This is a genomic window from Burkholderia sp. AU39826, from assembly GCF_020419965.1.
GTDB classification, from domain to species: Bacteria; Pseudomonadota; Gammaproteobacteria; order Burkholderiales; family Burkholderiaceae; genus Burkholderia; species Burkholderia semiarida.
Genome location: NZ_JAIZQG010000002.1, coordinates 708,496 through 733,944, shown reverse-complemented (window position 1 = coordinate 733,944; position 25,449 = coordinate 708,496). Strand labels below are relative to the sequence as shown.

The following is a 25,449-nucleotide window of genomic DNA, read 5'->3' as shown; positions in this document are numbered from 1 at the left end:
TCCGCGAGCGTCATGCACCCGGGCCGGGGCGCGTGCGGTTCGCGGGTCTGCCGGACGGAGCCGGGGCGGGTGTGGCGAGGAAGGCGAGCAGGTCGGCCATGCCGGTGCCGGCGCCGTCGGGCGGCGCGCCGAGTTCCTCGGCGGGCGCGCCCGTGCGATTGAGCCAGAACGTCGTGTAGCCGAACCAGGTCGCGCCGGCGACGTCCCACGCGTTCGACGACACGAACACGATGTCGCGCGGATTCGCTCCGAACGCGGCGGTGCCGAGCGCATAGGCGGCCGGACTCGGCTTGTACGCGCGCACGGCGTCGGCCGACAGCACGCGATCGAACAGGCCGGACATGCCCGCGCTCTTGATCGCGATGTCGAGCATCTGCGGGGTGCCGTTCGACAGGATCGCGAGCGGCCGGCGCGGGTCGAGCGCGCGCAGCTTGCGCAGCGCGGGCACCGTGTCGGGATAGGTGGACAGGCACGCGTATTCGTCCATCAACCGCTTCTCGGCCGCGCCGTTCAGCGCGAGCCCGAGCCGGCGCGCGGCGAACCGCAGCGCATCGAGCGTGATGTCCCGGAACGGGCGGTAGTGCGCGCCGGCCGGATCGGCGAGCGTGCGCAGCTGCGAGTATTCGATCTGCTTGCGTCGCCACAGCTGCGACAACCGTTCCCCGTGTCCGGGGAACATCTGCTCTGCCGCGGCCAGCACGGCACGCACGTCGAACAACGTGCCGAATGCGTCGAAGAGAATGGCGTCGGGAGAGGAGAGTGTCGTTGTGGCCGACATAGCCTTGCGCTCCAGTTTCAGAGGTCGGGTCGATTGTATTCGTGATAGAAGATGCTAAAAAATACGCTAAACATCACTTGATCTTTTACTTTCATATACCTAATCTGAGCGGCTCAAGCTATTTGAAGGGCGGCGATGCCGTCCTCTCGCGAGCGTCATGGACCGGTTCAAACAGATCGAAACGTTCGCCGCGGTCGCGGCAAAAGGCAGCCTGTCGGCGGCCGCGCATGCGGAAGGGGTCGCGCCGGCGATCATCGGCCGCCGCCTCGACGCGCTCGAGGAGCGGCTCGGCGTCAAGCTCCTGGTGCGCACGACGCGCAAGCTCACGCTGACGTTCGAGGGTTCGGCGTTCCTCGAGGATTGCCAGCGCATCATCAACGACATGCAGAACGCGGAAGCGAGCGTGTCCGCCGGCGGCGTGAAGGCCAGCGGCCACCTGCGCATTTCCGCGCCAGCCGGCTTCGGCCGCCGGCACGTCGCGCCGCTCGTGCCCGAATTCAGCGTCGGGCACCCGGACGTGTCGGTCACGCTCGACCTGTCCGACCGGATGGTCGATCTCGTCAACGAAGGATTCGATTGCGCGGTGCGGCTCGGCGAGCTGCCCGACTCGTCGCTGGTATCGCTGAAGCTCGGCGAGAATCGCCGCGTGTGCGTCGCGTCTCCCGCATATCTCGAGCGGCGCGGCATGCCGGTCACACTCGCGGAACTGGCGCGGCACAACTGCCTCGCGCTCGCGGCGAACGCGAACCAGCAGCGCGGCTGGACGTTCCAGGAGGACGGCAAGGTCGTGTCGATCCGCGTGAACGGCACGATGGAATGCTCGGACGGCGCGGTGCTGCACGAGTGGTGCCTCGCCGGCCATGGCCTGGCGTGGCGCTCGTGGTGGGAAGTCGGCGAGGACATCGCGGCCGGCCGGCTCGTCAGCGTGCTCGACGCGTTCGCCGCGCCGCCGATCGGCATCCATGCGGTGTTTCCGCAGCGCCGCCATCTGCCGTTGCGCGTGCGCCTGTTTCTCGATTACCTGAAGCATACGTACGAGCGGCCCGGCTATTGGGGCGGGTAGGCGACACGCGCCCGCGTGTTTCCGATATGAGGGCGAACCCGCTGGCGGCGCGGCGTGCGCGGTTTCGCGCACTACAATCGTAAGAGGCATGCGCGCCGTGTCGCGGCCGGCTCGGCCGGCGCCGCGGCGTGTGGCGTGCAATCGACGAAGGAGGGCGCGATGTTCCGGCACATCCTCGTTCCAACCGACGGTTCCGAACTGTCGCAAAAGGCGATCGACGGTGCGATCGACCTGGCTCGTGCGGTCGGCGCGCGCGTGACGGCCTACGCGTGCCTGCCGCAATACCCGTACTCGCCGTTTTCCGAAGTGATCATCGAGCCGCCCGCGGATTTCCGCGCGCGCAGCGAGCGCGAGGCGCGTGCGCATCTCGACGAGGTGGAAGCGGCCGCGCAGGCGGCCGGGGTCGCGTGCGACACGTGGACGAGCGTGCATCCGTCGCCGTATCTCGGCATCATCGAGGCGGCCGAACGCGGCGGGTGCGACGTGATCTTCATGGCGTCCCACGGACGCCGCGGGCTCGGCAGCCTGCTGATCGGCAGCGAGACGCAGCGCGTGCTGACCCATACGAAAATTCCGGTGATCGTCTATCGGTAGGGCAGCGCCGGCCGTGGCCGGGCGGCTGCACCGCGGAAAAAGGGCGCGCCGGACCAAGCCGGCGCGCATCGTTGCTGGCGGCCCGCAGGCCGCGCGGCCGGTCGCGCGATGGGACTCGCGCGCCTGCCGTCTCCTCCCTGATTGTTGTTCCGGTGGCCGACGCCGCGGCGTCGCGAGACGCGGCGGGCATCGGCGTAGCGCCTGCGCGCGTTATGCGACCTTCTTGCCGTCGAAGAACTGTTCGTCCTCGGTCGACCCGTGCAGCGCGGTCGTCGACGCTTCCCGTTCGACCGTCTGCGTGACCGCGTCGAAGTAGCCCGTACCGACCTCGCGCTGATGCTTGACGGCCGTGAAGCCCTTGTCGGCGGCCGCGAACTCGGCCTGCTGCAGTTCGACGAACGCGCTCATCTGCGTGCGGGCATAGCCGTGCGCGAGGTTGAACATCGAGTAGTTCAGCGCATGGAAGCCGGCCAGCGTGATGAACTGGAACTTGTAGCCCATCGCGCCGAGCTCCTTCTGGAACTTCGCGATCGTCGCGTCGTCGAGGTTCTTCTTCCAGTTGAACGACGGCGAGCAGTTGTACGACAGCAGCTTGCCCGGAAACTGCTTGTGGATCGCTTCCGCGAACTTCTTCGCGTACTCGAGATCCGGCTTGCCCGTTTCGCACCAGATCAGGTCCGCGTACGGCGCATACGCGAGGCCGCGCGAGACCGCCTGCTCGAGGCCCGGCTTCGTGCGGAAGAAGCCTTCCACCGTGCGCTCGCCCGTCAGGAACGGCTTGTCGTTGTCGTCGACGTCGGACGTGATCAGATCGGCCGCTTCCGCGTCGGTGCGGGCGATCAGCACGGTCGGCGTGCCCATCACGTCGGCCGCGAGACGCGCGGCCGACAGCTTCGCGACGGCTTCGCGCGTCGGCACGAGCACCTTGCCGCCCATGTGGCCGCACTTCTTCACCGACGCGAGCTGGTCCTCGAAGTGAACGCCCGATGCGCCTGCCTCGATCATCGCCTTCATCAGCTCGAACGCGTTGAGCACGCCGCCGAAACCGGCTTCCGCATCGGCGACGATCGGCGCGAAGAAGTCGACGTAGCCTTCGTCGCCCGGGTTCTTGCCTTCCGACCACTGGATCTGGTCGGCGCGCGTCAGCGTGTTGTTGATGCGCTTCACGACGAGCGGCACCGAGTTCGCCGGATACAGCGACTGGTCCGGGTACATTTCGCCCGCGACGTTGGCGTCGCCGGCCACTTGCCAGCCGGACAGGTAGATGGCCTTCAGGCCGGCCTTCACCTGCTGCATGGCCTGGTTGCCGGTCAGCGCGCCGAGTGCGTTGACGAACGGCTCGTTGTTGACGAGGCTCCACAGTTTTTCCGCACCGCGCTTGGCCAGCGTGTGTTCGATCGGGACCGAGCCGCGCAGGCGGACCACGTCCTCAGCCAAGTAGCTGCGCTTGATGCCCTTCCAGCGCGGATCGGTTTCCCATTGCTGTTGCAGTTCCTGTGCCTGTTGCTGACGCGACATGATGAGCTCCTTGATGCGATGTATGCCTGCCGAATCTGACGGGGATGCTGTTCGCGAAGCGGGGAAGCAGTGCGTTCCGTTTCGCGAGGTCTTGTATAAGAGTCTAGGCAAATCGACGGGAGTGAAACAGGGGCCGCTTCGTGAGGTGCGTAATTTTTTAATTGTTTTGAATCAATAGCTTGCGCGCGTAGTTTCGAGATAAGAAATGCATTTTCCTATCCTGCAATCGCGTGGGTTGTGCCGTGCAGCATGATTTTTTACGACACAAAAATTTTTTCCGTATTGTGAAATATGCGGAAGGGGCGAAAAAAAACCGGCGCGGATGCGCCGGTCGGCTGGGATGGGCGGGTTGCCGATCCGCTGGGCGGCCGACGGCCGCCCGTGTGTGCTTACGATGCCGAATTGCTGCGGCGCGGGCCGCCGCTGCGCTGGCCGTCGCGACGCGGGCCGCCGTCGCGGCTGCCGCCGGGCTTGCCGCTCCAGCCGCCGCCATTGCCGCCGCCGTAGCTGCGGCCGTTGCCGCTGCCGCCATAACCGCCGCCCGGCTTGCCGCCGAAACGGCGACCGCCGTTACCGCCGCCCGGACGGCCGCGGCCGCCGGTGCCGCCGTTACGGGGGGGCGCCTTGCGCGGCTCGAAGCCTTCGATCACGTTGACCGGCAGCGGCGAGCGCACGAAGCGCTCGATGCGCTTGAGCGCGCCTTGCTCGGCGTGATGCACGAGGCTCACCGCGATACCCGAACGGCCCGCGCGGCCGGTACGGCCGATACGGTGCACGTAATCTTCCGCGAACTTCGGCAGGTCGTAGTTGAACACGTGCGTGATGCCCGGGATGTCGATGCCGCGTGCCGCGACGTCGGTGGCCACCAGCACGCGCACGCGGCGCTCGCGCAGCGCACGGATCGTGCGGTTGCGCGCGCCCTGCGGCAGGTCGCCGTGCAGCGCGGCCGATTCGAAGCCTGCGTCGGCGAGACGGCCGGCGAGCTGGTCGGCGTCGATCTTGGTCGCCGTGAAGATGATCGCCTGGTCGAGCGCGTCGTCGCGCAGCAGGTGATCGAGCAGGCGATCCTTGTGATCGCGGTCGTCGACGTAGTGGACGGTCTGCGCGATGTTCGCGCGCGATTCGAGGCGCTGCTGGATCTCGATGCGTTCCGGATCCTTCAGCAGGCGGCTCGTCAGCGAACCGATCTTGCCGTCGAGCGTGGCCGAGAACAGCATCGTCTGGCGCGATTCCGGCGTGGCGGCGACGATCGTTTCGATGTCTTCGATGAAGCCCATGTCGAGCATGCGGTCGGCTTCGTCGAGCACCAGCATCTTCAGTTCCGACAGGTCGATGCGGCCGCGCTCGAGGTGGTCGAGCAGGCGGCCCGGCGTGGCAACCAGGATTTCCGGGTTCTTCGCGAGCAGCATCAGCTGCTGGCCATAGGCGACGCCGCCGAGGATGCTGACCGTGCGCAGGCGCTTCAGGTGCTTGCCGTACGTCGACGCGGCCGTCGTGACCTGCATCGCGAGTTCGCGGGTCGGCGTCAGCACGAGCAGGCCCGGGCGCGCGACGGGTTGCGGGCGGCGCGCGCGGCGATCGCCCTGGTTCGGTTCACGCGGGGCGCGCGGTTGCTGCGCCTGCGTCTTCTGGAGCTGCGCGAAACGTTCGATCGCGGGCAGCATGAATGCGGCCGTCTTGCCCGAACCGGTCGGGCTCGACACCAGCAGGTCGCGGCCGGCGATGCCGGCCGGAATCGCGCGCTGCTGGACCGGCGTCGGCTTCACGTAGCCGGCGGCCTGCAGCGCGGAGATGATCTCCGGCGACAGCCCGAGCGACGCGAAGCTCGGCTCGTCCGACGCCGGTTCGACCGCGGCCGGTGCGGCGGCGTCGTCGAGACCGAGCGCCTGGTCGGCGATCGCGTTGAGCGGGCTGGTGTTGATGCTCGAAGTCATAACAATCCTTGAAACACAGTGGGTGAAACGTCGGCGCCAATCGCGCATACCCAAGTCGTCGGATTCAGCGAGCAAATCGGGAAACGGGTGCAATCCGCCGAACCGTCGGCGGATGAGGCATTAGAAGCTGTTTTGGGTGCGGCGCGCTTCAGGAGCGGGGCCGCCAGCCTAGTTGACGACCGCAAGGGTCGAAGCAGGAGGGGACAGGTTCTAAACCGGATTGGAGCTTAACGCTACGAGGCGTCGGGCCGGAACGGCTTGCGAGCCGAGCGCGGGAGATGACGCAGGCAGCATTATAAAGAAATTTGCTGCGCTGCGCCACTGATTTGATTGCCTATTGCGATGACCGTGATTCGGTCAGGACGCCGTGCCGTTTTTCAGCGATTCGACGAGTTCGACGTACTGCTGCTTCGCCGCATCCTGCGACGTGCCCTTCAGGGCTTCCCAGGCATCGTACTTGTATTTGCCGACGATGTCGGTGAAGCCGGGCTTGTCGCCGTGCGCATCGCCGTCGGTCGCCTGCTTGAAGAGCGCATACAGGCGCAGCAGGGTCAGGTTGCCCGGCCGTTCGGTCAGTTGCTTGACGTCGATCTGGGCCTGGTCGAATTGCGCGGTGAGGTCGCTCATCGGGTGTCTCCGTAAGGGTTTCAGGTCGGCCGATCTTAACAAGCGGACCGCCGCGCGGGGTCGAGCGATCCTTCCAAACCGCGGACGACGCCGCACGCGCGACAGATCGGGCCCGATCGCCCGTGGGAGCGGGGCGGCGCATTACAATGTCGCCCATGACGCAAACAGTGCTCCTCGCCATCGATACGTCGACCGAATACTGCTCGGTCGCGTTGCTGCGCTCGGCCCACGCCGATGACGCCGTTTCCCCCCCGCAAACCTGGGTCCGTCACGAGCTGACGGGCGCCGTGTCGAGCACGCGCGTGCTGCCGGCGATCCAGGAACTCTTCGCCGAATCCGGGCTGACGCTCGCCGACTGCGACGCGATCGCGTTCGGCGCGGGCCCGGGCTCGTTCACGGGCCTGCGGACCGCGACGGGCATTGCCCAGGGCCTCGCGTTCGGCGCCGGGCTGCCGGTCGTGCCGATCGGCACGCTGCTCGCGTGCGCCGAACATGCGCGGCTGCGTACGCCCGGTACGACCCGCGTGCTCGCCGCGCTCGACGCGCGGATGGACGAAGCCTACTGGGCGGATTTCGAATGGGACGCCGCCGCCGGCGACTGGCGCACGCGGCATCCGGCGTCGCTCGACGCACCAGGCGCCGTCGGCGTGCCCGACGCGCCGTTCACGCTCGCCGGCAATGCGGCCGCAGCGTTCGGCGCGCAATTGCCGGCCGCCGCGCGGGCGGCCTCGATCGACGGCGATGCGTTGCCGCATGCGCTGGCGGTCGCGCATGCCGCGCTGCGCGCGTTTCGCGCCGGGCGTGCGGTGCCGGCCGACCACGCCGCGCCCGAGTACGTGCGCGACAAGGTCGCGCAGACGACGGCCGAGCGCGTCGCGGCACGAGCGGCACAGACGGGCGGGGCGAAGGGATGACGGGCGTCCTGCTGAGCGACCGCTATCTGGCGCCGATGACGGACGCCGATCTCGACGAGGTCGTCGCGATCGAGCACGTCGCGTACGAATTTCCGTGGAGCCGCGGCAACTTCGAGGATTCGTTGCGCAACGGCTATCTGGGCGTGTGCCTGCGGCACGTGACGGGGTCGCTCGTCGGCTATTGCGTGCTGATGCCCGTGATCGACGAGATGCATTTGCTGAACCTGTGCGTCGCGCCGGCCGCGCAGCACGCGGGCGCGGGCCTCGCGCTGCTGCGCGAGGCGGTGCGCATTTCGCGCGCGGAGGGGCTCGACGGCGTGCTGCTCGAAGTGCGGCCGACCAATTCGCGCGCGATTCATCTGTACGAACGCTTCGGCTTCGTGACGATCGGCCGGCGCAAGAATTACTATCCGGCGAAGCATCGCAGCCGGGAGGACGCGATCGTGATGCGTCTGACGCTGAACAAGGACGAGGGGGACACGCATGGCGTGGGCTGAAGCGGCGCTCGAGGAACTGGGTCTCGCGCAAATCTGGGTGCGGCGCGGGCAGCGCGCGGACGAAGGCGCGGCCGCCGACGCGCCGGCCGTCGTACAGGCCGCGACGGCCGACGATGGTCACGCCGTCGCGGCCGAGCGGCCGGTGCGCGCCGCGCGGGCGCCGGTGCGGGACGATGCGCCCGCGGCCGTCGCGCATGGCGCGGCCGGCGGTGTGCCGGCTCGCGAGTCGCCGGCGGCGCACGGCGTCGTCGATCGCGATCGCCCGCCCGCGCAGGCCGCATCGACCGCATCGGCGGCATCGCCCGATACGATGCCGCCGAAGGGTGACGCGCCGCCGGCAGGTGACGACGATTTCGCGTGGTTCGACGCGGCACCGCCGGGCGAATCCGTGCCCGTGCCGGCCGTCGAATCGCGCCCCGCCGGCATGCCGGTCGCCGCGCTCGACTGGGATGCGCTGGCCGAGCGCGTGGCCGGCTGCACGCTGTGCCGCCTCTGCGAGAAGCGGACCAACACCGTATTCGGCGTCGGCGACCGCGAAGCGGACTGGATGCTGATCGGCGAAGCGCCGGGCGAGAACGAGGACAAGCAGGGCGAGCCGTTCGTCGGCCAGGCCGGCAAGCTGCTCGACAACATGCTGCAGTCGCTGTCGCTCAAGCGCGGCGACAACGTCTACATCGCGAACGTGATCAAGTGCCGGCCGCCCGGCAACCGCAATCCGGAGCCGGACGAGGTCGCGCGCTGCGAGCCGTATCTGCAGCGCCAGGTCGCGCTCGTGAAGCCGAAGCTGATCGTCGCGCTCGGCCGTTTCGCGGCGCAGACGCTGCTGAAGACGGACGCGAGCATCGCGTCGCTGCGCGGCCGCGTGCATGCGTACGAGGGCGTGCCGGTGATCGTCACGTACCACCCGGCCTACCTGTTGCGCAGCCTGCAGGACAAGGCGAAGGCGTGGGCCGACCTGTGCCTCGCGCGCGACACGTTCCGGCGTGCGCAAGGCGCCGACGCGAACGGTCCGACCGGGCCATGACGACCGGCGCGGCGTACGCGTTCGTCGATACGCTGCATGACGTCGCGGTGCGCGATCTGGGCTGGCTGCTGGCCAGCCCGAGCCTGCTCACCGCGGTACCGGGCGCGTCGCTCGCGCGCCCGTGGCCGGATGCGGCGGGCCAAGCGGCCGTCGAAGCCTGGCTTGCCGCGCTCGATGCGCACCCCGGGCCGCTGCATCGCGCGCTCGACGGGTTCCGGCCCACGCGGCTCGGCCGCTACGCCGAATGCCTGCTCGAATACTTTCTGACGCACGGGCCGGCGCTGCGGCTCGTCGCGGCCAATCTGCCGCTGCGCAGCAATGGCCGCACGCTCGGTGAAGTCGATTTTCTGGTCGATGCGCCGGACGGCCGGCGCCTGCACTGGGAACTCGCGGTGAAGTGCTATCTGTGCGCGCCGGTGCGCGGCGGCGCGGCGCTCGCCGACTTCGTCGGCCCCAATCTCGTCGACCGCTTCGACCGCAAGCGCAGCCGGCTGCTCGACCATCAGTTGCGGCTCGGCCAGCACGACGCTTTTGCCCGGCTCGGCTACGGCGCGCCGTCCGACGCGCAGATGTTCATCAAGGGCTGGCTGTTCCATCCGCACGGCGCGCCGGTGTTGCCAGTATCCGCCGAAATCGCGCCGGATCACCCGCGCGGTTTCTGGCTCACGCACGCGCAGTGGCCGGCGTGGGCGGCCGCGCAGCGTGACGGCGCCGCATGGAGCGTGTTGCCGCGACTGGCGTGGCTGGCGCCGCGGCGTGCCGTCGCCGGCGCCGGTTTCGAGCCCGAGCCGCTGGCGAGCGCACCGGAGTTGCCGGCCGTGCTGGCGGCGCGCGGAGCGCCCGACCTGATCGCGATCCACGAAAGGACCGGCGACGGCACGTGGCGCGAGACGGCGCGCGGTTTCGTCGTGCCCGACGACTGGCCGGCGCGCGCGCAGGCGTTCGCCGCACAGGATCGCTGACGCCGCGCGAGCGGCCGCTCACCACCAGCGATGAAAATGGTGGACCGGGCCGACGCCGTGGCCGACGTCGAGGTGGGCGCTCGCGACGATTGCGCCGGTCAGGTAGGTTTTGGCCTCGCGTACCGCGCTTTCGAGGTCGGGCTGCTGCGGCAGCAGCGCCGCGATCGCCGACGACAGCGTGCAGCCGGTGCCGTGCGTGTTGCTGACCGGCACGCGCGTGCCGTCGAGCCGCACGGTGCGCGTCGTTTCGACGAGCCAGTCGGGACTCGCGGACGCGTCGGGCAGGTGGCCGCCCTTCATCAGTACGGCGCGTGCGCCCGTCTGCAGCAAGGCCCGGCCTTGCCGGACCATGTCGTCTTCGGTGGTGGCGGGTGCGTCGTTGAGCAGCGCGGCTGCCTCGGGCAGGTTCGGCGTGACGACCGTCGCAAGCGGCAGCAGCGTGTCGCGTAGCGCGTCGACGGCATCGGGCGCGAGCAGCGCGTGCGCGCTCTTCGAGATCATCACCGTGTCGAGCACGACGAAGCGCGGCGCGTAACGGCGCAGCGCGTCGGCCACCGCCTGCACGATCGCCGCGTTCGCGAGCATCCCGATCTTGACCGCATCGATGCGGATGTCGCCGAACACCGCGTCGAGCTGCGCGGTCACGAAGGCGGCGTCCGGCGCATGCACGCCCGTCACGCCGCGCGTGTTCTGCGCGGTCAGCGCGGTGATCACGCTCGCGCCATACGCGCGGAGCGCGGAAAACGTCTTCAGGTCGGCCTGGATGCCCGCGCCGCCGCCCGAATCGGAGCCGGCGATCGTCAGGATGTTGGGTATCGGGTGCGTCATGAGGGCAATGCGCCGGTTCGAGGCCCGGCGCCGGCGGACGAAAACCGAAAGTGTAGCGTCAGTGCCGCGATTCGCCGATCAGCGCGACCGAGTCGAACTGACGCTGGTTCGCCTGATGGCGGCGCATCACGAGCCACATCGTCAGGCAGACGAACGTGCCGAACAGCACGATCACGACGCCGACCGGCACGTCGAGCCACACGAGCACCGCATACAGGCACAGCATCACGAGCACCGACAGGTTCTCGTTGAAGTTCTGCACCGCGATCGAATGGCCGGCCGACAGCAACACGTGGCCGCGATGCTGCAGCAGCGCGTTCATCGGCACGACGAAGTAGCCGGACAGCGCGCCGACGCCGATCAGGAAGATGTAGGCGACGATCAGGTAGAACGGCAGGCGCAGATGGCCGACATGCACGGCCCAGTGCGACGGGAACAGGTCGCGCGTGTAGAACGCCATCAGCATCACCGCGATGCCCATGATGATGCCGACGGGCAGCACGGTCAGCGACTTCTTCAGCGGGATCCGGGCGGCGGCGGCGATCGCGCCGGCCGCGACGCCGACCGCGACCACGGCCTGCAGGATCGCGCCTTCGGACAGCGACATGTTGAGCGACACCTCGGCCCACTTCAGCACGATGAACTGCAGCGTCGCGCCCGCGCCCCAGAACAGCGTCGTGACCGCGAGCGAGATCTGGCCGAGCTTGTCGCGCCAGAGCACCATGAAGCAGTCGGCGAAATCGGTGAGCAGCTTGACCGGGCCGCGCTCCTGCTTCGGATAGCGGGCGCCCGTGTCGGGAATGCGCAGGTTGAACAGTGCGGCGACCACGTAGATCGCCATGATGATCGCCATCGCCGCTTCGGCGGGCGTGCCGATCCAGGCGGGCGTGTGCGCGATCACGTGCGACGCGATGTGCGGGCTGATCAGCGCGCCGCCGAGCACGGTGCCGAGGATGATCGAGCTGACGGTCGTGCCTTCGATCCAGCCGTTCGCGGCGACCAGCCGGTCGGCCGGCAGCAGCTCGGTGAGAATGCCGTACTTGGCCGGCGAGTAGGCTGCCGCGCCGAAGCCGACGATCCCGTACGCGATCAGCGGGTGGGCGCCGAACAGCATGATCAGGCAGCCGATCACCTTGATCGAGTTCGTGATGAACATCACGCGGCCCTTCGGACGTGAATCCGCGAACGCACCGACATACGCCGCCAACACCACATACGACAACACGAAGAACAGCTTCAGCAGCGGTGTCATCCAGTTGGGGGCGTGGAGATCTTTCAGCAGGGCGATGGCGGCGATGAGGAGCGCATTGTCGGCCAGCGACGAAAAAAACTGCGCGGCCATGATGGTGTAAAAACCTTTTTTCATCTGATGCGATGCTTTCGTCGCTGCGGCAGGGCCGCGTAGGCCGCCTGGTATGCGATCGGCTTATTCCGTTCGAAATGGGTTGTGCGCACGGCTTTATAACATGAAAATACGCGAATTCGGACTAGCAAGATTCCCCGATCGTTCCGCAAATTGTCGGCTTCGGTGCTCAAAAGGCGCGGTAAGCTGATGATTCGCAAGCGTCTTTACGTAAATTTCCCATGCCGCGCCCGATCTCCGCCACCATCCACACCGCCGCTCTCGCGAACAATCTCTCCGTCGTCCGCCGCTTTGCCGGCCCGTCCAAGGTCTGGGCGGTCGTCAAGGCCAACGCGTACGGCCACGGTCTCGCCCGCGTGTTTCCGGGCCTGCGCGGCACCGACGGTTTCGGCCTGCTCGACCTCGACGAGGCCGTGAAGCTGCGCGAGCTCGGCTGGGCCGGCCCGATCCTGTTGCTCGAAGGCTTCTTCCGCTCGACCGACATCGACGTGATCGACCGCTACAGCCTAACCACGACGGTCCACAACGACGAGCAGATGCGGATGCTGGAAACGGCGCGGCTGTCGAAGCCCGTCAACGTGCAGCTCAAGATGAACAGCGGGATGAACCGGCTCGGTTACGTGCCGGAGAAATACCGCGCCGCTTGGGAGCGCGCCCGCGCGTGCCCCGGCATCGGCCAGATCACGTTGATGACCCATTTTTCGGACGCGGACAACGAGCGCGGCGTCGCCGAGCAGCTCGCGACGTTCGAGCGCGGCGCGGAAAACATCGCCGGCGCGCGCAGTCTCGCGAATTCGGCGGCCGTGCTGTGGCATCCGGATACGCACTTCGACTGGGTGCGGCCGGGGATCGTGCTGTATGGGGCGTCGCCGTCCGGGCTGTCGTCCGACATCGCGGACACGGGGCTGAAGCCGGCGATGACGCTCGCGTCGGAGCTGATCGCGGTGCAGACGATCGGAAAGGGGCAGGCGATCGGCTACGGCTCGACGTTCTCCGCGCAGGCGCCGATGCGCATCGGCGTCGTCGCGTGCGGCTACGCGGACGGCTATCCGCGCGTGGCGCCCGAAGGCACGCCGGTGATCGTCGACGGCATCCGCACGCGGATCGTCGGCCGCGTGTCGATGGACATGATCACCGTCGACCTGACGCCGTGCCCGCAGGCCGGCGTCGGCGCGCGCGTCGAGCTGTGGGGCAACGCGCTGCCGATCGACGACGTCGCGCGCCATTGCGGGACGATCGGCTACGAGCTGATGTGCGCGGTCGCTGCCCGCGTGCCGGTGCGAGCGGAATAAGGGCGTCGCGCGTGGCCAAACAGAAAACCGTATACGTCTGCAGCGAGTGCGGCGGACAGACCCCGAAATGGCAGGGCCAGTGCCCGTCGTGCCAGGCGTGGAACACCCTCGTCGAATCGGTTGCCGAGTCGCCGGCCGCCCATCGTTTCCAGTCGCTCGCGAAGCGCGCGCCGGTGCAGCGCCTCGTCGACATCGAGGCCGCCGACGTACCGCGCTTCTCGACCGGCATCGGCGAATTCGATCGCGTGCTGGGCGGCGGGCTGGTGCCGGGCGGCGTCGTGCTGATCGGCGGCGATCCGGGCATCGGCAAGTCGACGTTGCTGCTGCAGTCGCTCGCGGATATCGCGAGCGAGCGGCGCGCGCTCTATATCAGCGGCGAGGAATCGGCCGCGCAGATCGCGTTGCGCGCGCAACGGCTCGCGCTGCTCGACGGCGGCGCGCCGGCGGCCGAACTGAAGCTGCTCGCCGAGATCCAGCTCGAGAAGATCCAGGCCGCGATCGATGCGGAGCGGCCGGACGTGGCCGTGATCGACTCGATCCAGACCGTCTATTCGGAGGCGCTCACGTCGGCGCCCGGTTCGGTCGCGCAGGTGCGCGAGTGCGCGGCGCAGCTCACGCGCATCGCGAAACAGTCGGGCACCGCGATCATCATGGTCGGGCACGTGACGAAGGAGGGCAACCTTGCCGGCCCACGCGTGCTCGAGCACATCGTCGACACGGTACTGTACTTCGAAGGCGACACGCATTCGTCGTTCCGGCTCGTGCGTGCGTTCAAGAACCGTTTCGGCGCGGTCAACGAGCTCGGCGTGTTCGCGATGACCGAGCGCGGGCTGCGCGGCGTAGCCAACCCGTCCGCGCTGTTCCTGTCGCAGCACGAGCAGGTCGTCCCCGGCTCGTGCGTGCTCGTCACGCAGGAAGGCACGCGCCCGTTGCTCGTCGAAATCCAGGCGCTCGTCGATACGGCGCACGTGCCGAACCCGCGCCGGCTCGCGGTCGGCCTCGAGCAGAACCGGCTCGCGATGCTGCTCGCGGTGCTGCACCGGCACGCGGGCATCGCGGCCTTCGATCAGGACGTGTTCCTCAACGCGGTGGGCGGCGTGAAGATCACCGAGCCGGCCGCCGACCTCGCGGTGCTGCTCGCGATTCACTCGTCGATGCGCAACAAGGCGCTGCCGAAAGGGCTGATCGTGTTCGGCGAGGTGGGTCTGGCGGGCGAGATCCGGCCGTCCCCGCGCGGGCAGGAGCGGCTGCGCGAAGCGGCGAAGCTCGGCTTCACATCCGCGCTGATTCCGAAGGCGAATGCGCCGAAGCAGCCGATCGAAGGGCTGAACGTGATGGCCGTCGAGCGGCTCGAGCAGGCGATCGACCGCGTGCGCGATCTTGAATGAGCGGCCCGGCCCGTGCACGGGCCGTATCGAGCCGGGCGATCTGTCGCGTAATTCGCTGTAAAGAATATGTAGGCTGATGTAACCCGCCGGACATCGCTTTTCCCTATCCTTGGCCGGATTGTCGAACCGCGCAATGCGAAGGGAACCTATGTTGAAATCGTATGGGGAAGCGCCTGGCGGACGCCTTTACAACCTGCGCGGCTGCCGCGTGTCGGAGCCGATCCGCCAGCCGTGGGGCGGCGGATGCCGGATCGTCGAATGGATCGACGAAGAAGGGCGGCTGGCGCGCAAGGTCGTGTCCGAGGACGTGACGGAAGCGGAAGTCGCCGCGGCGATCCGCCGGCCGACCAAAGGGCGCCGGCACCTGATGGGCGACGACGAGCAGATGCCGCGCGACACGCTGCCGCGCCGCTGAGCGGATGGTGCGGCGGGCATAAGGGCCGGCCGCCGCAGCCGCGTCGGACGCAGCGGTGACAAAGAGGCCGGGCGAGCGTGTCCGGCCTCGTCGTTTCCGGGGGCGGGGCGCGGCCAGGCGGGTTCGTGGGGCGTCGACACCCGACCGCCGCGGCGCACCCGCCGCCGATGAAGCGATCGGCTACGGCGCCCGGGCCGCGTTCAGCCGATCTGCTCGAGTTCTTCCTGCACGGCGAGCCAATCGGCCTCGACCGTCTCGAGCCGAGTCGTGACCTCGCCGAGCTTGCGGATCGCGTCGGTCAGCTCCGTCTTGCGCGCGGCCTCGTAGCTCGCCGGATCGGCGACGAACGCGTCGAGGCGCGCTTTCTCCGCGTGCAGCGTTTCCATTTCCTTCTCGAGCTTCGTGATGCGGTTCTGCAGCGGCTTTTTCAGTTGCGACAGCCGCTGGCGTTCCTCGGCGGCCAGGCGTTTCTGATCCTTGCGGTTGATGCCCGGATCGGCGCCCGCGGCTGCCGCGCTGTCGGCCTTCGCGGCCGCGCGTTGCTCGGCCGCATGCTGCAGCAGCCAGTCGCGGTAGTCGTCGAGGTCGCCGTCGAACGGCTGCAGCCGGTGCTTCGCGACCAGCATGAACTGGTCGGTCGTCGCGCGCAGCAGGTGGCGATCGTGCGACACGAGGATCAGCGTGCCTTCGAATTGCGCGAGCGCCATCGTCAGCGCGTGGCGCGTTTCGAGGTCGAGGTGGTTCGTCGGTTCGTCGAGCAGCAGCAGGTTCGGCTTTTGCCAGATGATCAGCGCCAGCGCGAGGCGGGCTTTCTCGCCGCCCGAGAACGGCCCGACCGGGCTGGTCGCCATGTCGCCCGAGAAATTGAAGCCGCCGAGGAAGTCGCGCAATTCCTGTTCGCGCGTGTCGGGTGCGAGCCGCGCCAGGTGCGTGAGCGGCGAATCGTCCTCGCGCAGCGTTTCGAGCTGGTGCTGCGCGAAGTAGCCGATCGTCAGCCCCTTGCCGTCGCGCACGTGCCCGGACAGCGGCGCGAGCGTGCCGGCCAGCGTCTTGATCAGCGTCGACTTGCCTTGGCCGTTCGCACCGAGCAGGCCGATGCGCTGGCCGTTCTGGATCGACAGCGCGACGCGCTCGACGATCGGGATGTCCGTTCCGTCGTCGGCGTGGTAGCCGCAGCGGACGTCCTCCATCACCATCATCGGGTTCGGCGCGGCGTCGGGCGTGCGGAATTCGAACGTGAACGGCGACGCGATGTGCGCGGGCGCGATCAGCTCCATCTTCTCGAGCGCCTTCATCCGGCTTTGCGCCTGCTTGGCCTTGGTCGCCTTGGCCTTGAAGCGGTCGACGAAGCTCTGCAGGTGCTCGATCGTCTTCTGCTGCTTTTCGTAGGCGCTTTGCTGCAGCGCCAGTTGCTGCGCGCGCAGCACCTCGAACTGCGAGTAGTTGCCGCCGTAGCGCTTCACCTGGCGATTTTCCAGATGCAGCGTGACGTTGCAGATCGAATCGAGGAATTCTCGATCGTGCGAGATCACGATGAGCGTGCCGGCGTAGCGGTGCAGCCAGTCTTCAAGCCAGACGATCGCGTCGAGGTCGAGGTGGTTCGTCGGTTCGTCGAGCAGCAGCAGATCGGAGCGGCACATTAGCGCCTGCGCGAGGTTCAGGCGCATGCGCCAGCCGCCGGAGAAGCTCGCGACGGATTCGCGGGTTTGCGCGAGCGTGAAGCCGAGGCCGAGCAGCAGCGCTTCGGCGCGGGCAGGCGCGGTGTAGCCGTCGGCATCGGCGAACGCCGCGTGCGCGTCGGCTTCGGCCGCGCCGTCATGCGCGGCCGACGCGGCGGCGATACGCGCCTCGATCTCGCGCAGCGCGGTGTCGCCGTCGAGCGTATAGTCGAGCGCCGAGCGGTCGACCGCGGGCGTTTCCTGCGACACGTGGGCGATCCGCCACGACGGCGGCATCGAGAAATCGCCTCCGTCGGAATGCAGCTCGCCGCGCAGGACGGAAAACAGCGTCGACTTGCCGGCGCCGTTCGCGCCGATCAGGCCGGCTTTCTCGCCGGGATTGAGCACGAACGAGGCCGACTCGAACAGCGGCTTGGTGCCGCGCGCAAGGCTGAACTGATTGAAACGGATCACGGCGGAAATGGCTGGCCAAAACCGCTATTCTAGACTGCGCGCCGCGTGCGCCGGGCATCGGCCGATCGGCGGATGCCGCAACGGCGCGATTTCGCCTAGACTCCACGTCGATCCGGTTTCGTAAAAGGAGTGCCCGATGTCCACCCTGTATTCGTTCAGCGCGGAGACGCTCGCCGGTGCGCCGGTATCGCTCGACGCATATCGCGGCAAGGTGCTGCTGATCGTCAATACCGCGAGCGAGTGCGGTTTCACGCCGCAGTACGCGGGCCTGCAGAAGCTGTACGACCAGTACGCGGCGCGCGGCTTCTTCGTGCTCGGCTTCCCGTGCAACCAGTTCGGCAGGCAGGAGCCGGGCGACGCCGCGCAGATCGGTGCGTTCTGCGAACGCAACTACGGCGTCACGTTCCCGATGTTCGCGAAGATCGACGTGAAGGGCGACCATGCGCATCCGCTGTATCGCTACCTGACCGACGAGGCGCCCGGCATTCTCGGCCTCAAGGCGATCAAGTGGAATTTCACGAAATTCCTGATCGACCGCGAAGGGCGCATCGTCAAGCGCTACGCGCCGTCCACCAAGCCCGAAGAAATCGCCGCGGACATCGACAAGCTGCTTTGACGGCGACGCACGGCATGCGCCGCGGCCGTTACAGGATCGGCGCGAACAGCCGCGCGACGTGCATCGCGATGCGCCGCCAGGCGGGCGACCGACGGTATTCGTCCGCATCGACCTCGTATGCCTGCGCGAAGTCGGCATCGAGCATCGTTTCCACCTCGTCGGCGAACGCGCGATCGACGGTCATGACCATGACCTCGAAATTGAGGCGGAACGAGCGGTTGTCGAGATTCGCGCTGCCGACCGCCGCCGCGATGCGGTCGATCAGCACGACCTTCTGGTGCAGGAAGCCGGGCCGGTAGCGGAACACTTTCACGCCCGCATCGACCAGCTCGCGTGCGTAAAGCTTCGACGCCTCGAACACGACGTAGTGATCGCGCCGGCTCGGGATCAGGATGCGCACGTCGACGCCGCGCATCACGGCGAGCTTCAGCGCGCAGACCACGGCTTCGTCGGGAACGAGGTACGGCGTGGTGATCCAGACCCGTTCGCGGGCGGCATTGATCGATTCGACGAAGAACAGCGAGCCGGTTTCCTGCTTGTCGGCCGGCCCCATCGGCACCGCGAGGCAATGCATGCCGTCGCCAGGCTGCGCGGGCGGCGGCAGCGCGATGGGCGGCAGCTTCTGCGTCGCCCAGTGCCAGTCTTCGGCGAACACGTATTGAATACTCGCCACCACGGGGCCGCGGATCTCGATGTGGGTGTCGCGCCATGGCGACAGCCGCGAATTCGCGCCGAGATATTCGACGCCGACGTTGTGGCCGCCGACGAACGCGCGATTGCCGTCGACGACGACGATCTTGCGGTGGTTGCGGAAGTTCAGCTGGAAGCGGTTGACGAATTTCCGGTTGGTCGCGAACGGATGGACCTCGACGCCGCCCCGGCGCAACGCGTCGACGTAGCGGTGCGGCAGGTCGAAGCTGCCGATGCTGTCGTACAGCACGCAGCAGCGCACGCCGGCCGCCGCACGCGCGAGCAGCGAGTCGCGCAGCATCCGGCCGAGCGCGTCGTCGCGCACGATGAAGAACTGGACGAGCACGTAGTCGCGCGCGGCGTCGATCGCCGCCAGGATGGCCGAGAACGTCGCGTCGCCGTTGACGAGCGTGCGCACCGAATTGCCGCCGAGGAACGGCATGCCGCCGAGCCGCGTGAGCGCGAGCACGGCGGCCTGTCCCAGCGCGTCCGCGGCCGGCCCGTCGGTCGCGTCGGCGGTGCGCCACGGCGAGCGAGGCGTGTGCGTGCGCAACATTTCCAGCTCGTGGCGCCGGGCGTCGACGTAGCCGGAGAATTTGCTGCGGCCGAGGAACAGGTACGGAACGAGCGTCAGGTACGGCATGGCCGTGAGCGAGACGGCCCACGCGATCGCGCCTTGCGACGTGCGCGTGTTCATGATTGCGTGGCACGCCGCGACGATCCCGAGCACGTGGATGATCAGGATCAGGGTGCCGAGATGTAGCCAGTCGAGGGTCATGAGTGCGTAAAGAACTGCCGAGGGACTGCCGGGAGAGCTCCCGAAGGGATTCCGCAGGTCGTGCGGCCGGGCGGCCGCCTACGCGCATCTTACCCAACCGTGCGGCGCAACGGTGCGCCGCACGGCGGATGGCCCGCACACGCTCAGGCCTTGCGCGGCAGGTCCGATGCCTGGATCAGGAACACCGCGTCGTCGCCCGCGCTGGTGGGCAGCCACGTGAGCTCGAGGCCGCCGAACGCCGCTTCGACGTTCTCGCGCTCGTTGCCGATCTCGACGACGAGCACGCCGTCGTCATGCAGCCAGCGGTGCGCGTCGGCGACGATGCGCCGCACGATGTCCATCCCGTCGTCGCCGCCGGCGAGCGCCATTTCCGGCTCGTGCCGGTATTCGGGCGGCAGCGCGGCCATCGACGTGGCATTGACGTACGGCGGGTTCGTCAGGATCACGTCGTAGCGCGAGTCGGGATCGGTGCGGAACGCGGGCAGCGGTGCGTAGAGATCGCCACGGTGCAGCCCGATGCGATCTTCGAGGCCGTAGTCGCGCACGTTGATTGCCGCGACTTCGAGCGCCTTTTCCGACAGGTCGACCGCGTCGATCTCCGCGTTCGGGAACGCGCTCGCCGCGAGGATCGCGAGGCAGCCGGAGCCGGTGCACAGTTCGAGCACCGCGCCGACCTGCTCGGGATCGGCGACATACGGCTGCAGCCCGTCGTCGAGCAGTTCGCCGATGAACGAGCGCGGCACGATCACGCGTTCGTCGACGTAGAAGCGGTGGCCGTGCATCCACGCTTCGTGCGTGAGGTACGCGGCCGGTACGCGATCGGTCGCGCGTCGTTCGATCACCGCGAGCACGGCCGCGATTTCGTCGGGCAAGAGGCGCGCGTCGAGGAACGGTTCGAGCGTGTCGAGCGGCAGGTCGAGCGTATGCAGCACGAGGTAGGCCGCTTCGTCGTACGCGTTGTCGGAACCGTGGCCGAACGCGAGCTTCGCTTTCGAGAAGCGCGTGACCGCGTAGCGCAGCAGGTCGCGGACCGTGGCAAAAGGTGTCGTCATGCGAGGCTCCGTCAGGCGATCAGTTGTTCGAGCACGCGTCGGTACACGTTCTTCAGCGGGTCGACGAAGCGCAGCTCGATGTGCTCGTCGATCTTGTGGATGCTGCCGTTCGGCGGGCCGAACTCGATCACTTGCGGGCAGATGCGCGCGATGAAGCGGCCGTCCGACGTGCCGCCCGTCGTCGACAGCTCGGTCGTGATGCCGGTCTCGGCGCGGATCGCGGTTTCCAGCGCGCCCGACAGTTCGCCGCGCGGGGTGAGGAACGGCAGGCCGCTCACCGACCACTTCAGCGTGTATTCGAGGCCGTGCTTGTCGAGGATCGCATGCACGCGGGCCTGCAGGCCCTCGACCGTGCTCGCGGTCGAGAAGCGGAAGTTGAACAGCAGGTCGGCGTGGCCGGGGATCACGTTGGTCGCGCCGGTGCCGGCGTGCAGGTTCGACACCTGCCAGGTGGTCGGCGGGAAGTATTCGTTGCCGGCGTCCCACTGCTCGGCGGCGAGCTCGGCGAGCGCCGGCGCGAGCAGGTGGATCGGGTTCTTCGCGAGGTGCGGATACGCGATGTGGCCCTGCACGCCCTTGACGACCAGTTCGCCGGACATCGAGCCGCGGCGGCCGTTCTTGACGACGTCGCCGAGCTCGGCGGTCGACGTCGGTTCGCCGACGATGCAGTAGTCGAGCCGCTCGCCCCGTGCCTGCAGCAGCTCGACGACCTTCACGGTGCCGTCGGTGGCCGGGCCTTCCTCGTCGCTCGTGATCAGGAACGCAATCGCGCCGCGGTGGCCGGGATGGGCCGCGACGAATTCCTCGGACGCGACGACGAACGCCGCGAGCGACGTCTTCATGTCGGCCGCGCCGCGGCCGTACAGCTTGCCGTCGCGATGGGCGGGGATGAACGGCGGCGAGGTCCACTGTTCGAGCGGGCCGGTCGGCACGACGTCGGTGTGGCCCGCGAACGCGAGCAGCTTGCCGTCACGGCCGTCGGTGCCGCGCTTGACGGCCCACAGGTTGGTCACGCCGTGCGACGCGATGGTCTCGCATTCGAAGCCGAGCGCGGCGAGGCGCTCGGTCATGATCTGCTGGCAGTGCTGGTCGTCGGGCGTCACGGACGCGCGGGCGATCAGCTGTTCGGTAAGGGCTAGGGTGGCGGACATGGTTCGGACCACTTTCGATAAAAAATGCCGGCGCGGTGGCCGGCAGCGACAGGGCGTCGGGCCAGCGCAAGCCCGTTATTAGCGTGAACAGGCCCGCCCGCAGGCGCGGCGCGGGCCGCCCTATGCGGCAAACAGCGCCGCGTATTGGTCGGCCGCGAAGCCGAGCGATTTCACGCGGCCGTTGACGACGAGCACGGGGCGCTTGATGACCGACGGCTTGTGGATCATCAGCGCGACCGCGCCGGTCTTCGTTTCGGCGGCCGCCTTCATCGCGTCGTCCAGGCCGCGCCACGTCGTGCCGCGCTTGTTCACGAGCGCGTCGAGCGACACGTCCTTCAGCCAGTCTTCGATCAGCGGCGCGCTGACGCCGAGCTTCTTGAAATCGTGGAACTCGAATTCGACGCCGTGATCGTCGAGCCACACGCGGGCCTTCTTCACGGTGTCGCAGTTCGGAATGCCGTAGACGACCACGGTGTGCGGCTTCGCCATCAGTCGCCTCGCAGCAGCTCGTTCAGGCCGACCTTCGCACGCGTCTTCGCGTCGACCTTCTTGACGATCACCGCGCAGTACAGGCTGTGCGAGCCGTCCTTCGACGGCAGGTTGCCGGCGACGACGACCGAGCCGGCCGGGATGCGGCCGTAGCTGACCTCGCCCGTCTCGCGATCGTAGATCTTCGTGCTCTGGCCGAGGTACACGCCCATCGAGATCACCGAGTTTTCCTCGACGATCACGCCTTCGACGACTTCCGAGCGCGCGCCGATGAAGCAGTTGTCCTCGATGATGACCGGGTTCGCCTGCAGCGGCTCGAGCACGCCGCCGATGCCGACGCCGCCCGACAGGTGCACGTTCTTGCCGATCTGCGCGCACGAACCGACCGTCGCCCACGTGTCGACCATCGTGCCTTCGTCGACGTACGCGCCGATGTTGGTGTACGACGGCATCAGCACGACGTTCCTCGCGATGAACGAGCCGCGGCGCGCGATGGCCGGCGGCACGACGCGGAAGCCGCCCGCGGCGAAGTCTTCAGCCGTGTAGTTCGCGAACTTCGACGGCACCTTGTCGTAGAACTGCGAGTAGCCGCCGGCCGGCATCGGCGCGTTGTCCTCCAGGCGGAACGACAGCAGCACGGCCTTCTTCAGCCACTGGTGGACCGTCCAGTTGCCGTCGATTTTCTCGGCGACGCGCAGCGCGCCCTTGTCGAGTTGCTCGATCGCGTGAGCGACGGCCTCGCGGACGTCGGCGGGCGCGGCCTTCGGCGACAGCTCGGCGCGGTTTTCCCAGGCGGTATCGATGATTTGCTGAAGTTGTTGCGACATGTTCGTTTTCGCAGGAGATGGATGGAATTGATCGGGATGGACGTCTTACCGCGCGAGAGCCCGGCAGAAATCGACGATGCGTTGCGCGCCCTCGACGCATTCGGGGGTGCCCGCGACGAGCGCGATCCGGATGAAATCGCGGCCCGGGTTCGCGCCGTGCGCATCGCGCGCGAGGTACGAGCCGGGCAGAACCGTCACATTATAGTCGGCGTACAGGCGGCGGGCGAACTCGGTGTCCGACAGGCCGGTGCGCGACACGCTGGCCCACAGGTAGAACGCGGCGTCGGGCAGTTTCACGTCGATCACGTCGGCGAGCATCGGCGTGACCGTATCGAACTTCTGCCGGTACAGCGCGCGGTTCTCGCGCACGTGCGCCTCGTCGTTCCACGCGGCGATGCTCGCGTGCTGCCACACCGGCGACAGCGCGGCGCCGTGATACGTGCGGTACAGCAGGAATTTCCTGAGCAGCGCGGCGTCGCCGGCGACGAAGCCCGAGCGCATGCCCGGCACGTTGGAGCGTTTCGACAGGCTCGACAGCATCACGAGGCGCTCGAAGCCGCGGCCGAGGCGGTGCGCGGCCTCGAGGCCGCCGAGCGGGGGCGCCGCTTCGTCGAAATAGATTTCCGAGTAGCACTCGTCGGACGCGATCACGAAACCGTGGCGGTCGGACAGCGCGAACAGCTCGCGCCAGTCGTCGAGCGTCAGCACGGCGCCTGTCGGGTTGCCCGGCGAGCACACATACAGCAGTTGCGTGCGCGCCCACACGTCGTCGGGCACGGCCGCGTAGTCGCACGCGAAGTTGCGGGCCGGGTCGCTGTTCGCGAAATAGGGTTCGGCACCGGCCAGCAGCGCCGCGCCTTCGTAAATTTGATAGAAAGGATTCGGACAGAGTACGATCGCCTTCTTGCCGTCCGCGGTCGCGCGCGCGTCGATCACGGTCTGCGCGAGCGAGAAGAGCGCCTCGCGCGAGCCCGACACCGGCAGCACCTGCGTGGCCGGATCGACGGCCGGCAGCCCGTAGCGGCGCTCGAGCCAGCGTGCGATCGACATGCGCAGCGCGTCCGAGCCGGCGGTGGCCGGATACGACGCGAGGCCGTCGAGCGCGGCCACCACGGCGTCGCGGATCAGCGCCGGCGTCGCGTGTTTGGGCTCGCCGATGCCGAAGCTGATCGGTTTCAGGTCGCCGGAAGGCGTCACGTCCTTGAACAGGGCGCGCAGCTTTTCGAAGGGATAGGGCTGGAGCGAGTCGAGTCGAGGGTTCACGGGCGAAGCGGCCATCGCGGCCGGTTGGAGCGAAAGAAGCGGCGGGCGCGCCGCGCGGCTGCGAACGGCGCCTCGGGCGCGCGGGTCGCAGCGGATGATTATAGCGTGACGGAATGCGGTCACGGCCTGCCGGCGCGGCGGCCGGGGCCGCTCGAATAAAGGGTATCGAACCAATTGACGTCCTCGTCCGCCTAAAGGCGGAGGATTCCCACACCTGGCGATGCACGTCCGCATCGGAGAATGTTCAGCGCAGCGTTGATATCACGATCATGTTCGACACCACAGTCACTGCAGGTCCACTCTCTTATTCGCAGTCCCGCGATACCTTTCGGCCGCGTCGTGCTGTCTTGCGACCCGCACGACGAACAGGACTGGGTCGAACCGCTTTCGTCGACTTCCTCGAACGTGGCCCCGTGCGCGATCGCTTTGTAGCGGAGCTTGTTTCGGAAGGACGACCAGGATGCGTCGTAGACGCTCTTCGCCATCCTGGTTCTGGCAAGTTTGACGGCAGATACGTCGCCGACAGCGATGTAATCGAAACGCCGCACCAGATCGAACGCGAGCTTATGCTGGAAATCGGCACGGGCATTCGCGACCTTGGCGTGCAACTTCGCGATATGACGCTTGTGCTTTCGCGCCCGTTGCGCTTTCTCCAGCTTTTCCGCCGCCCGTCGACCGAACTGTTCATTGGGCAGCTTCTCGCCGGTCGAAAGTGTGGCGAAGTCTTTCAGACGAGATCGATGCCGACGCCGGAACGGATCGGGCGGGCCTGCACATCGGGCATCTCGATCACGATGTTCAGGAACCAGTTGCCGCGCGCATCCTGCGCAAAGTTGGTCCCGTCCTTGATCTTGCCTTCGGGAAGCGCTCGGCTGTTGAACACGCGAAACGTGTTGCCGGCGAAACGGAACGCGTCACCCTCGCGCTTCAGGTCACGGCCCTTCAGCGGCACCCAGCCCAGCGATTTCCTGCCGCGATAGCGCAGGTAGGGCCGTCGGTGCTGACTGCGCGACTTCGCATATTGCTCGCACGTCGCGTTGATCGTGCCGGAGTGGATGCCGAGTTCCTTGCTGCTCCCCGTCGTCAGCACGTTCAGATCGAACCCCGTCGGCCACTTCTTGCTCCACTTGAGCGCGTGCTTCTGCGTGTCATTGCAGAAGTTCCAGACGTAGTTCACCGCGCGGCTCTGCTTGTTAAGCAGTCCGTTGAGCGATTTCACCCGGTAGCGGTAGACAAGGATCATGCCGGTGATCC

Annotated in this window: 23 protein-coding genes and 1 pseudogene; 10 read left to right on the top strand and 14 right to left on the bottom strand. The window is 67.9% G+C overall.

The features are described 5' to 3' along the window. Nucleotides 1–10: 10 nt before the first annotated feature. Nucleotides 11–778, bottom strand: coding sequence for a haloacid dehalogenase type II (locus tag LGM42_RS08225; protein WP_060316864.1), 768 nt, complete (start codon nucleotides 776–778; stop codon nucleotides 11–13). Between the two features lie 157 nt (nucleotides 779–935). Here LGM42_RS08225 and LGM42_RS08220 point away from each other — a divergent pair, with 157 nt between their 5' ends. Together LGM42_RS08220 and LGM42_RS08215 are read left to right on the top strand one after the other, a co-directional pair. Further along, on the top strand, nucleotides 936–1,841 hold the full coding sequence (locus LGM42_RS08220) for a LysR family transcriptional regulator (RefSeq protein ID WP_059573672.1): 906 nt from the start codon (nucleotides 936–938) through the stop codon (nucleotides 1,839–1,841). Nucleotides 1,842–2,000: 159 nt separating this feature from the next. Next, nucleotides 2,001–2,435 (top strand): universal stress protein, encoded by a 435-nt coding sequence (locus LGM42_RS08215; RefSeq protein ID WP_226232045.1) that lies wholly within the window; start codon nucleotides 2,001–2,003, stop codon nucleotides 2,433–2,435. Between the two features lie 210 nt (nucleotides 2,436–2,645). Here LGM42_RS08215 and aceA read toward each other — a convergent pair whose 3' ends face one another. From aceA to LGM42_RS08200, 3 genes are all read right to left on the bottom strand, one after another. Then, nucleotides 2,646–3,953 carry an isocitrate lyase gene (gene aceA / locus LGM42_RS08210; RefSeq protein ID WP_059645325.1) on the bottom strand — a complete coding sequence of 436 codons (1,308 nt, stop codon included), beginning with the start codon at nucleotides 3,951–3,953 and terminating at the stop codon, nucleotides 2,646–2,648. 389 nt (nucleotides 3,954–4,342) lie between these two features. Beyond that, nucleotides 4,343–5,887, bottom strand: a complete 1,545-nt coding sequence (locus LGM42_RS08205; protein ID WP_226231969.1) for a DEAD/DEAH box helicase — start codon at nucleotides 5,885–5,887, stop codon at nucleotides 4,343–4,345. 357 nt (nucleotides 5,888–6,244) lie between these two features. After that, nucleotides 6,245–6,514: an acyl-CoA-binding protein gene (locus LGM42_RS08200; RefSeq protein WP_011885170.1), complete on the bottom strand. Its 270-nt coding sequence runs from the start codon at nucleotides 6,512–6,514 to the stop codon at nucleotides 6,245–6,247. 146 nt (nucleotides 6,515–6,660) lie between these two features. Here LGM42_RS08200 and tsaB point away from each other — a divergent pair, with 146 nt between their 5' ends. From tsaB to LGM42_RS08180, 4 genes are read left to right on the top strand one after another with little or no spacing between them, the layout of a single operon-like run. After that, nucleotides 6,661–7,428 (top strand): tRNA (adenosine(37)-N6)-threonylcarbamoyltransferase complex dimerization subunit type 1 TsaB, encoded by a 768-nt coding sequence (gene tsaB, locus LGM42_RS08195; RefSeq protein WP_060316853.1) that lies wholly within the window; start codon nucleotides 6,661–6,663, stop codon nucleotides 7,426–7,428. Beyond that, complete coding sequence (gene rimI, locus LGM42_RS08190; RefSeq protein WP_059573676.1) at nucleotides 7,425–7,925, top strand: ribosomal protein S18-alanine N-acetyltransferase; 501 nt, start codon at nucleotides 7,425–7,427, stop codon at nucleotides 7,923–7,925. The genes tsaB and rimI overlap by 4 nt, the downstream gene beginning before the upstream one ends. Further along, complete coding sequence (locus LGM42_RS08185) at nucleotides 7,912–8,949, top strand: uracil-DNA glycosylase (protein ID WP_060316850.1); 1,038 nt, start codon at nucleotides 7,912–7,914, stop codon at nucleotides 8,947–8,949. The genes rimI and LGM42_RS08185 overlap by 14 nt, the downstream gene beginning before the upstream one ends. Further along, nucleotides 8,946–9,911, top strand: a complete 966-nt coding sequence (locus tag LGM42_RS08180; RefSeq protein WP_060316846.1) for a DUF1853 family protein — start codon at nucleotides 8,946–8,948, stop codon at nucleotides 9,909–9,911. The genes LGM42_RS08185 and LGM42_RS08180 overlap by 4 nt, the downstream gene beginning before the upstream one ends. Before the next feature lie 18 nt (nucleotides 9,912–9,929). Here LGM42_RS08180 and thiD read toward each other — a convergent pair whose 3' ends face one another. Together thiD and lplT are read right to left on the bottom strand one after the other, a co-directional pair. Next, nucleotides 9,930–10,739, bottom strand: coding sequence for a bifunctional hydroxymethylpyrimidine kinase/phosphomethylpyrimidine kinase (thiD, locus tag LGM42_RS08175; RefSeq protein ID WP_226231968.1), 810 nt, complete (start codon nucleotides 10,737–10,739; stop codon nucleotides 9,930–9,932). 58 nt (nucleotides 10,740–10,797) lie between these two features. Then, on the bottom strand, nucleotides 10,798–12,105 hold the full coding sequence (gene lplT / locus LGM42_RS08170) for a lysophospholipid transporter LplT (RefSeq protein ID WP_059573680.1): 1,308 nt from the start codon (nucleotides 12,103–12,105) through the stop codon (nucleotides 10,798–10,800). 218 nt (nucleotides 12,106–12,323) lie between these two features. Here lplT and alr point away from each other — a divergent pair, with 218 nt between their 5' ends. The 3 genes from alr to LGM42_RS08155 all read left to right on the top strand — a co-directional run bounded on the left by alr (nucleotide 12,324) and on the right by LGM42_RS08155 (nucleotide 15,197). Next, complete coding sequence (alr, locus tag LGM42_RS08165) at nucleotides 12,324–13,394, top strand: alanine racemase (RefSeq protein ID WP_059645348.1); 1,071 nt, start codon at nucleotides 12,324–12,326, stop codon at nucleotides 13,392–13,394. A gap of 11 nt (nucleotides 13,395–13,405) precedes the next feature. After that, the gene (gene radA / locus LGM42_RS08160) at nucleotides 13,406–14,782 is read left to right on the top strand and encodes a DNA repair protein RadA (protein WP_060316840.1); all 1,377 of its coding nucleotides are present in this window, start codon (nucleotides 13,406–13,408) and stop codon (nucleotides 14,780–14,782) included. Nucleotides 14,783–14,930: 148 nt separating this feature from the next. Then, the gene (locus tag LGM42_RS08155; RefSeq protein WP_060316836.1) at nucleotides 14,931–15,197 is read left to right on the top strand and encodes a DUF2866 domain-containing protein; all 267 of its coding nucleotides are present in this window, start codon (nucleotides 14,931–14,933) and stop codon (nucleotides 15,195–15,197) included. Nucleotides 15,198–15,397: 200 nt separating this feature from the next. Here the strand turns inward: LGM42_RS08155 and LGM42_RS08150 are convergent, their stop codons facing one another. Then, nucleotides 15,398–17,329, bottom strand: a complete 1,932-nt coding sequence (locus LGM42_RS08150) for an ATP-binding cassette domain-containing protein (RefSeq protein ID WP_226231967.1) — start codon at nucleotides 17,327–17,329, stop codon at nucleotides 15,398–15,400. Between the two features lie 136 nt (nucleotides 17,330–17,465). Between LGM42_RS08150 and LGM42_RS08145 the strand changes: the two genes are divergently transcribed. Continuing rightward, nucleotides 17,466–17,945, top strand: coding sequence for a glutathione peroxidase (locus LGM42_RS08145; protein ID WP_060316830.1), 480 nt, complete (start codon nucleotides 17,466–17,468; stop codon nucleotides 17,943–17,945). A 28-nt stretch (nucleotides 17,946–17,973) separates the two neighbouring features. Here the strand turns inward: LGM42_RS08145 and cls are convergent, their stop codons facing one another. The 7 genes and pseudogenes from cls to LGM42_RS08110 all read right to left on the bottom strand — a co-directional run bounded on the left by cls (nucleotide 17,974) and on the right by LGM42_RS08110 (nucleotide 25,438). Further along, nucleotides 17,974–19,413, bottom strand: a complete 1,440-nt coding sequence (cls, locus tag LGM42_RS08140; RefSeq protein WP_060010433.1) for a cardiolipin synthase — start codon at nucleotides 19,411–19,413, stop codon at nucleotides 17,974–17,976. A 143-nt stretch (nucleotides 19,414–19,556) separates the two neighbouring features. Continuing rightward, nucleotides 19,557–20,465 (bottom strand): 50S ribosomal protein L3 N(5)-glutamine methyltransferase, encoded by a 909-nt coding sequence (gene prmB / locus LGM42_RS08135; protein WP_226231966.1) that lies wholly within the window; start codon nucleotides 20,463–20,465, stop codon nucleotides 19,557–19,559. A gap of 11 nt (nucleotides 20,466–20,476) precedes the next feature. After that, nucleotides 20,477–21,616, bottom strand: coding sequence for a succinyl-diaminopimelate desuccinylase (dapE, locus tag LGM42_RS08130; protein WP_060316822.1), 1,140 nt, complete (start codon nucleotides 21,614–21,616; stop codon nucleotides 20,477–20,479). Nucleotides 21,617–21,736: 120 nt separating this feature from the next. Continuing rightward, entirely contained in the window at nucleotides 21,737–22,105 is a 369-nt protein-coding gene (locus LGM42_RS08125; protein WP_034207673.1) for an ArsC family reductase, read from the bottom strand. Then, nucleotides 22,105–22,932: a 2,3,4,5-tetrahydropyridine-2,6-dicarboxylate N-succinyltransferase gene (gene dapD, locus LGM42_RS08120; RefSeq protein ID WP_059573688.1), complete on the bottom strand. Its 828-nt coding sequence runs from the start codon at nucleotides 22,930–22,932 to the stop codon at nucleotides 22,105–22,107. The genes LGM42_RS08125 and dapD overlap by 1 nt, the downstream gene beginning before the upstream one ends. Nucleotides 22,933–22,977: 45 nt before the next feature. Further along, nucleotides 22,978–24,210 (bottom strand): succinyldiaminopimelate transaminase, encoded by a 1,233-nt coding sequence (gene dapC / locus LGM42_RS08115; RefSeq protein WP_226231965.1) that lies wholly within the window; start codon nucleotides 24,208–24,210, stop codon nucleotides 22,978–22,980. A gap of 176 nt (nucleotides 24,211–24,386) precedes the next feature. Then, nucleotides 24,387–25,438, bottom strand: a pseudogene (locus LGM42_RS08110) (RNA-guided endonuclease InsQ/TnpB family protein). Nucleotides 25,439–25,449: the final 11 nt, after the last annotated feature.

Bases quoted from the DNA above. Each gene is read 5' to 3' on its own strand.
- LGM42_RS08125 (WP_034207673.1), bottom strand. From the start codon at position 22,105: ATGGCGAAGCCGCACACCGTGGTCGTCTACGGCATTCCGAACTGCGAC.
- tsaB (WP_060316853.1), top strand. From the start codon at position 6,661: ATGTCGCCCATGACGCAAACAGTGCTCCTCGCCATCGATACGTCGACC.
- aceA (WP_059645325.1), bottom strand. From the start codon at position 3,953: ATGTCGCGTCAGCAACAGGCACAGGAACTGCAACAGCAATGGGAAACC.
- LGM42_RS08225 (WP_060316864.1), bottom strand. From the start codon at position 778: ATGTCGGCCACAACGACACTCTCCTCTCCCGACGCCATTCTCTTCGAC.
- LGM42_RS08155 (WP_060316836.1), top strand. From the start codon at position 14,931: ATGTTGAAATCGTATGGGGAAGCGCCTGGCGGACGCCTTTACAACCTG.
- LGM42_RS08185 (WP_060316850.1), top strand. From the start codon at position 7,912: ATGGCGTGGGCTGAAGCGGCGCTCGAGGAACTGGGTCTCGCGCAAATC.
- thiD (WP_226231968.1), bottom strand. From the start codon at position 10,739: ATGACGCACCCGATACCCAACATCCTGACGATCGCCGGCTCCGATTCG.
- LGM42_RS08220 (WP_059573672.1), top strand. From the start codon at position 936: ATGGACCGGTTCAAACAGATCGAAACGTTCGCCGCGGTCGCGGCAAAA.
- dapD (WP_059573688.1), bottom strand. From the start codon at position 22,932: ATGTCGCAACAACTTCAGCAAATCATCGATACCGCCTGGGAAAACCGC.
- LGM42_RS08200 (WP_011885170.1), bottom strand. From the start codon at position 6,514: ATGAGCGACCTCACCGCGCAATTCGACCAGGCCCAGATCGACGTCAAG.
- dapC (WP_226231965.1), bottom strand. From the start codon at position 24,210: ATGGCCGCTTCGCCCGTGAACCCTCGACTCGACTCGCTCCAGCCCTAT.
- LGM42_RS08205 (WP_226231969.1), bottom strand. From the start codon at position 5,887: ATGACTTCGAGCATCAACACCAGCCCGCTCAACGCGATCGCCGACCAG.
- rimI (WP_059573676.1), top strand. From the start codon at position 7,425: ATGACGGGCGTCCTGCTGAGCGACCGCTATCTGGCGCCGATGACGGAC.
- alr (WP_059645348.1), top strand. From the start codon at position 12,324: ATGCCGCGCCCGATCTCCGCCACCATCCACACCGCCGCTCTCGCGAAC.
- LGM42_RS08145 (WP_060316830.1), top strand. From the start codon at position 17,466: ATGTCCACCCTGTATTCGTTCAGCGCGGAGACGCTCGCCGGTGCGCCG.
- prmB (WP_226231966.1), bottom strand. From the start codon at position 20,465: ATGACGACACCTTTTGCCACGGTCCGCGACCTGCTGCGCTACGCGGTC.
- dapE (WP_060316822.1), bottom strand. From the start codon at position 21,616: ATGTCCGCCACCCTAGCCCTTACCGAACAGCTGATCGCCCGCGCGTCC.
- lplT (WP_059573680.1), bottom strand. From the start codon at position 12,105: ATGAAAAAAGGTTTTTACACCATCATGGCCGCGCAGTTTTTTTCGTCG.
- LGM42_RS08215 (WP_226232045.1), top strand. From the start codon at position 2,001: ATGTTCCGGCACATCCTCGTTCCAACCGACGGTTCCGAACTGTCGCAA.
- cls (WP_060010433.1), bottom strand. From the start codon at position 19,413: ATGACCCTCGACTGGCTACATCTCGGCACCCTGATCCTGATCATCCAC.
- LGM42_RS08180 (WP_060316846.1), top strand. From the start codon at position 8,946: ATGACGACCGGCGCGGCGTACGCGTTCGTCGATACGCTGCATGACGTC.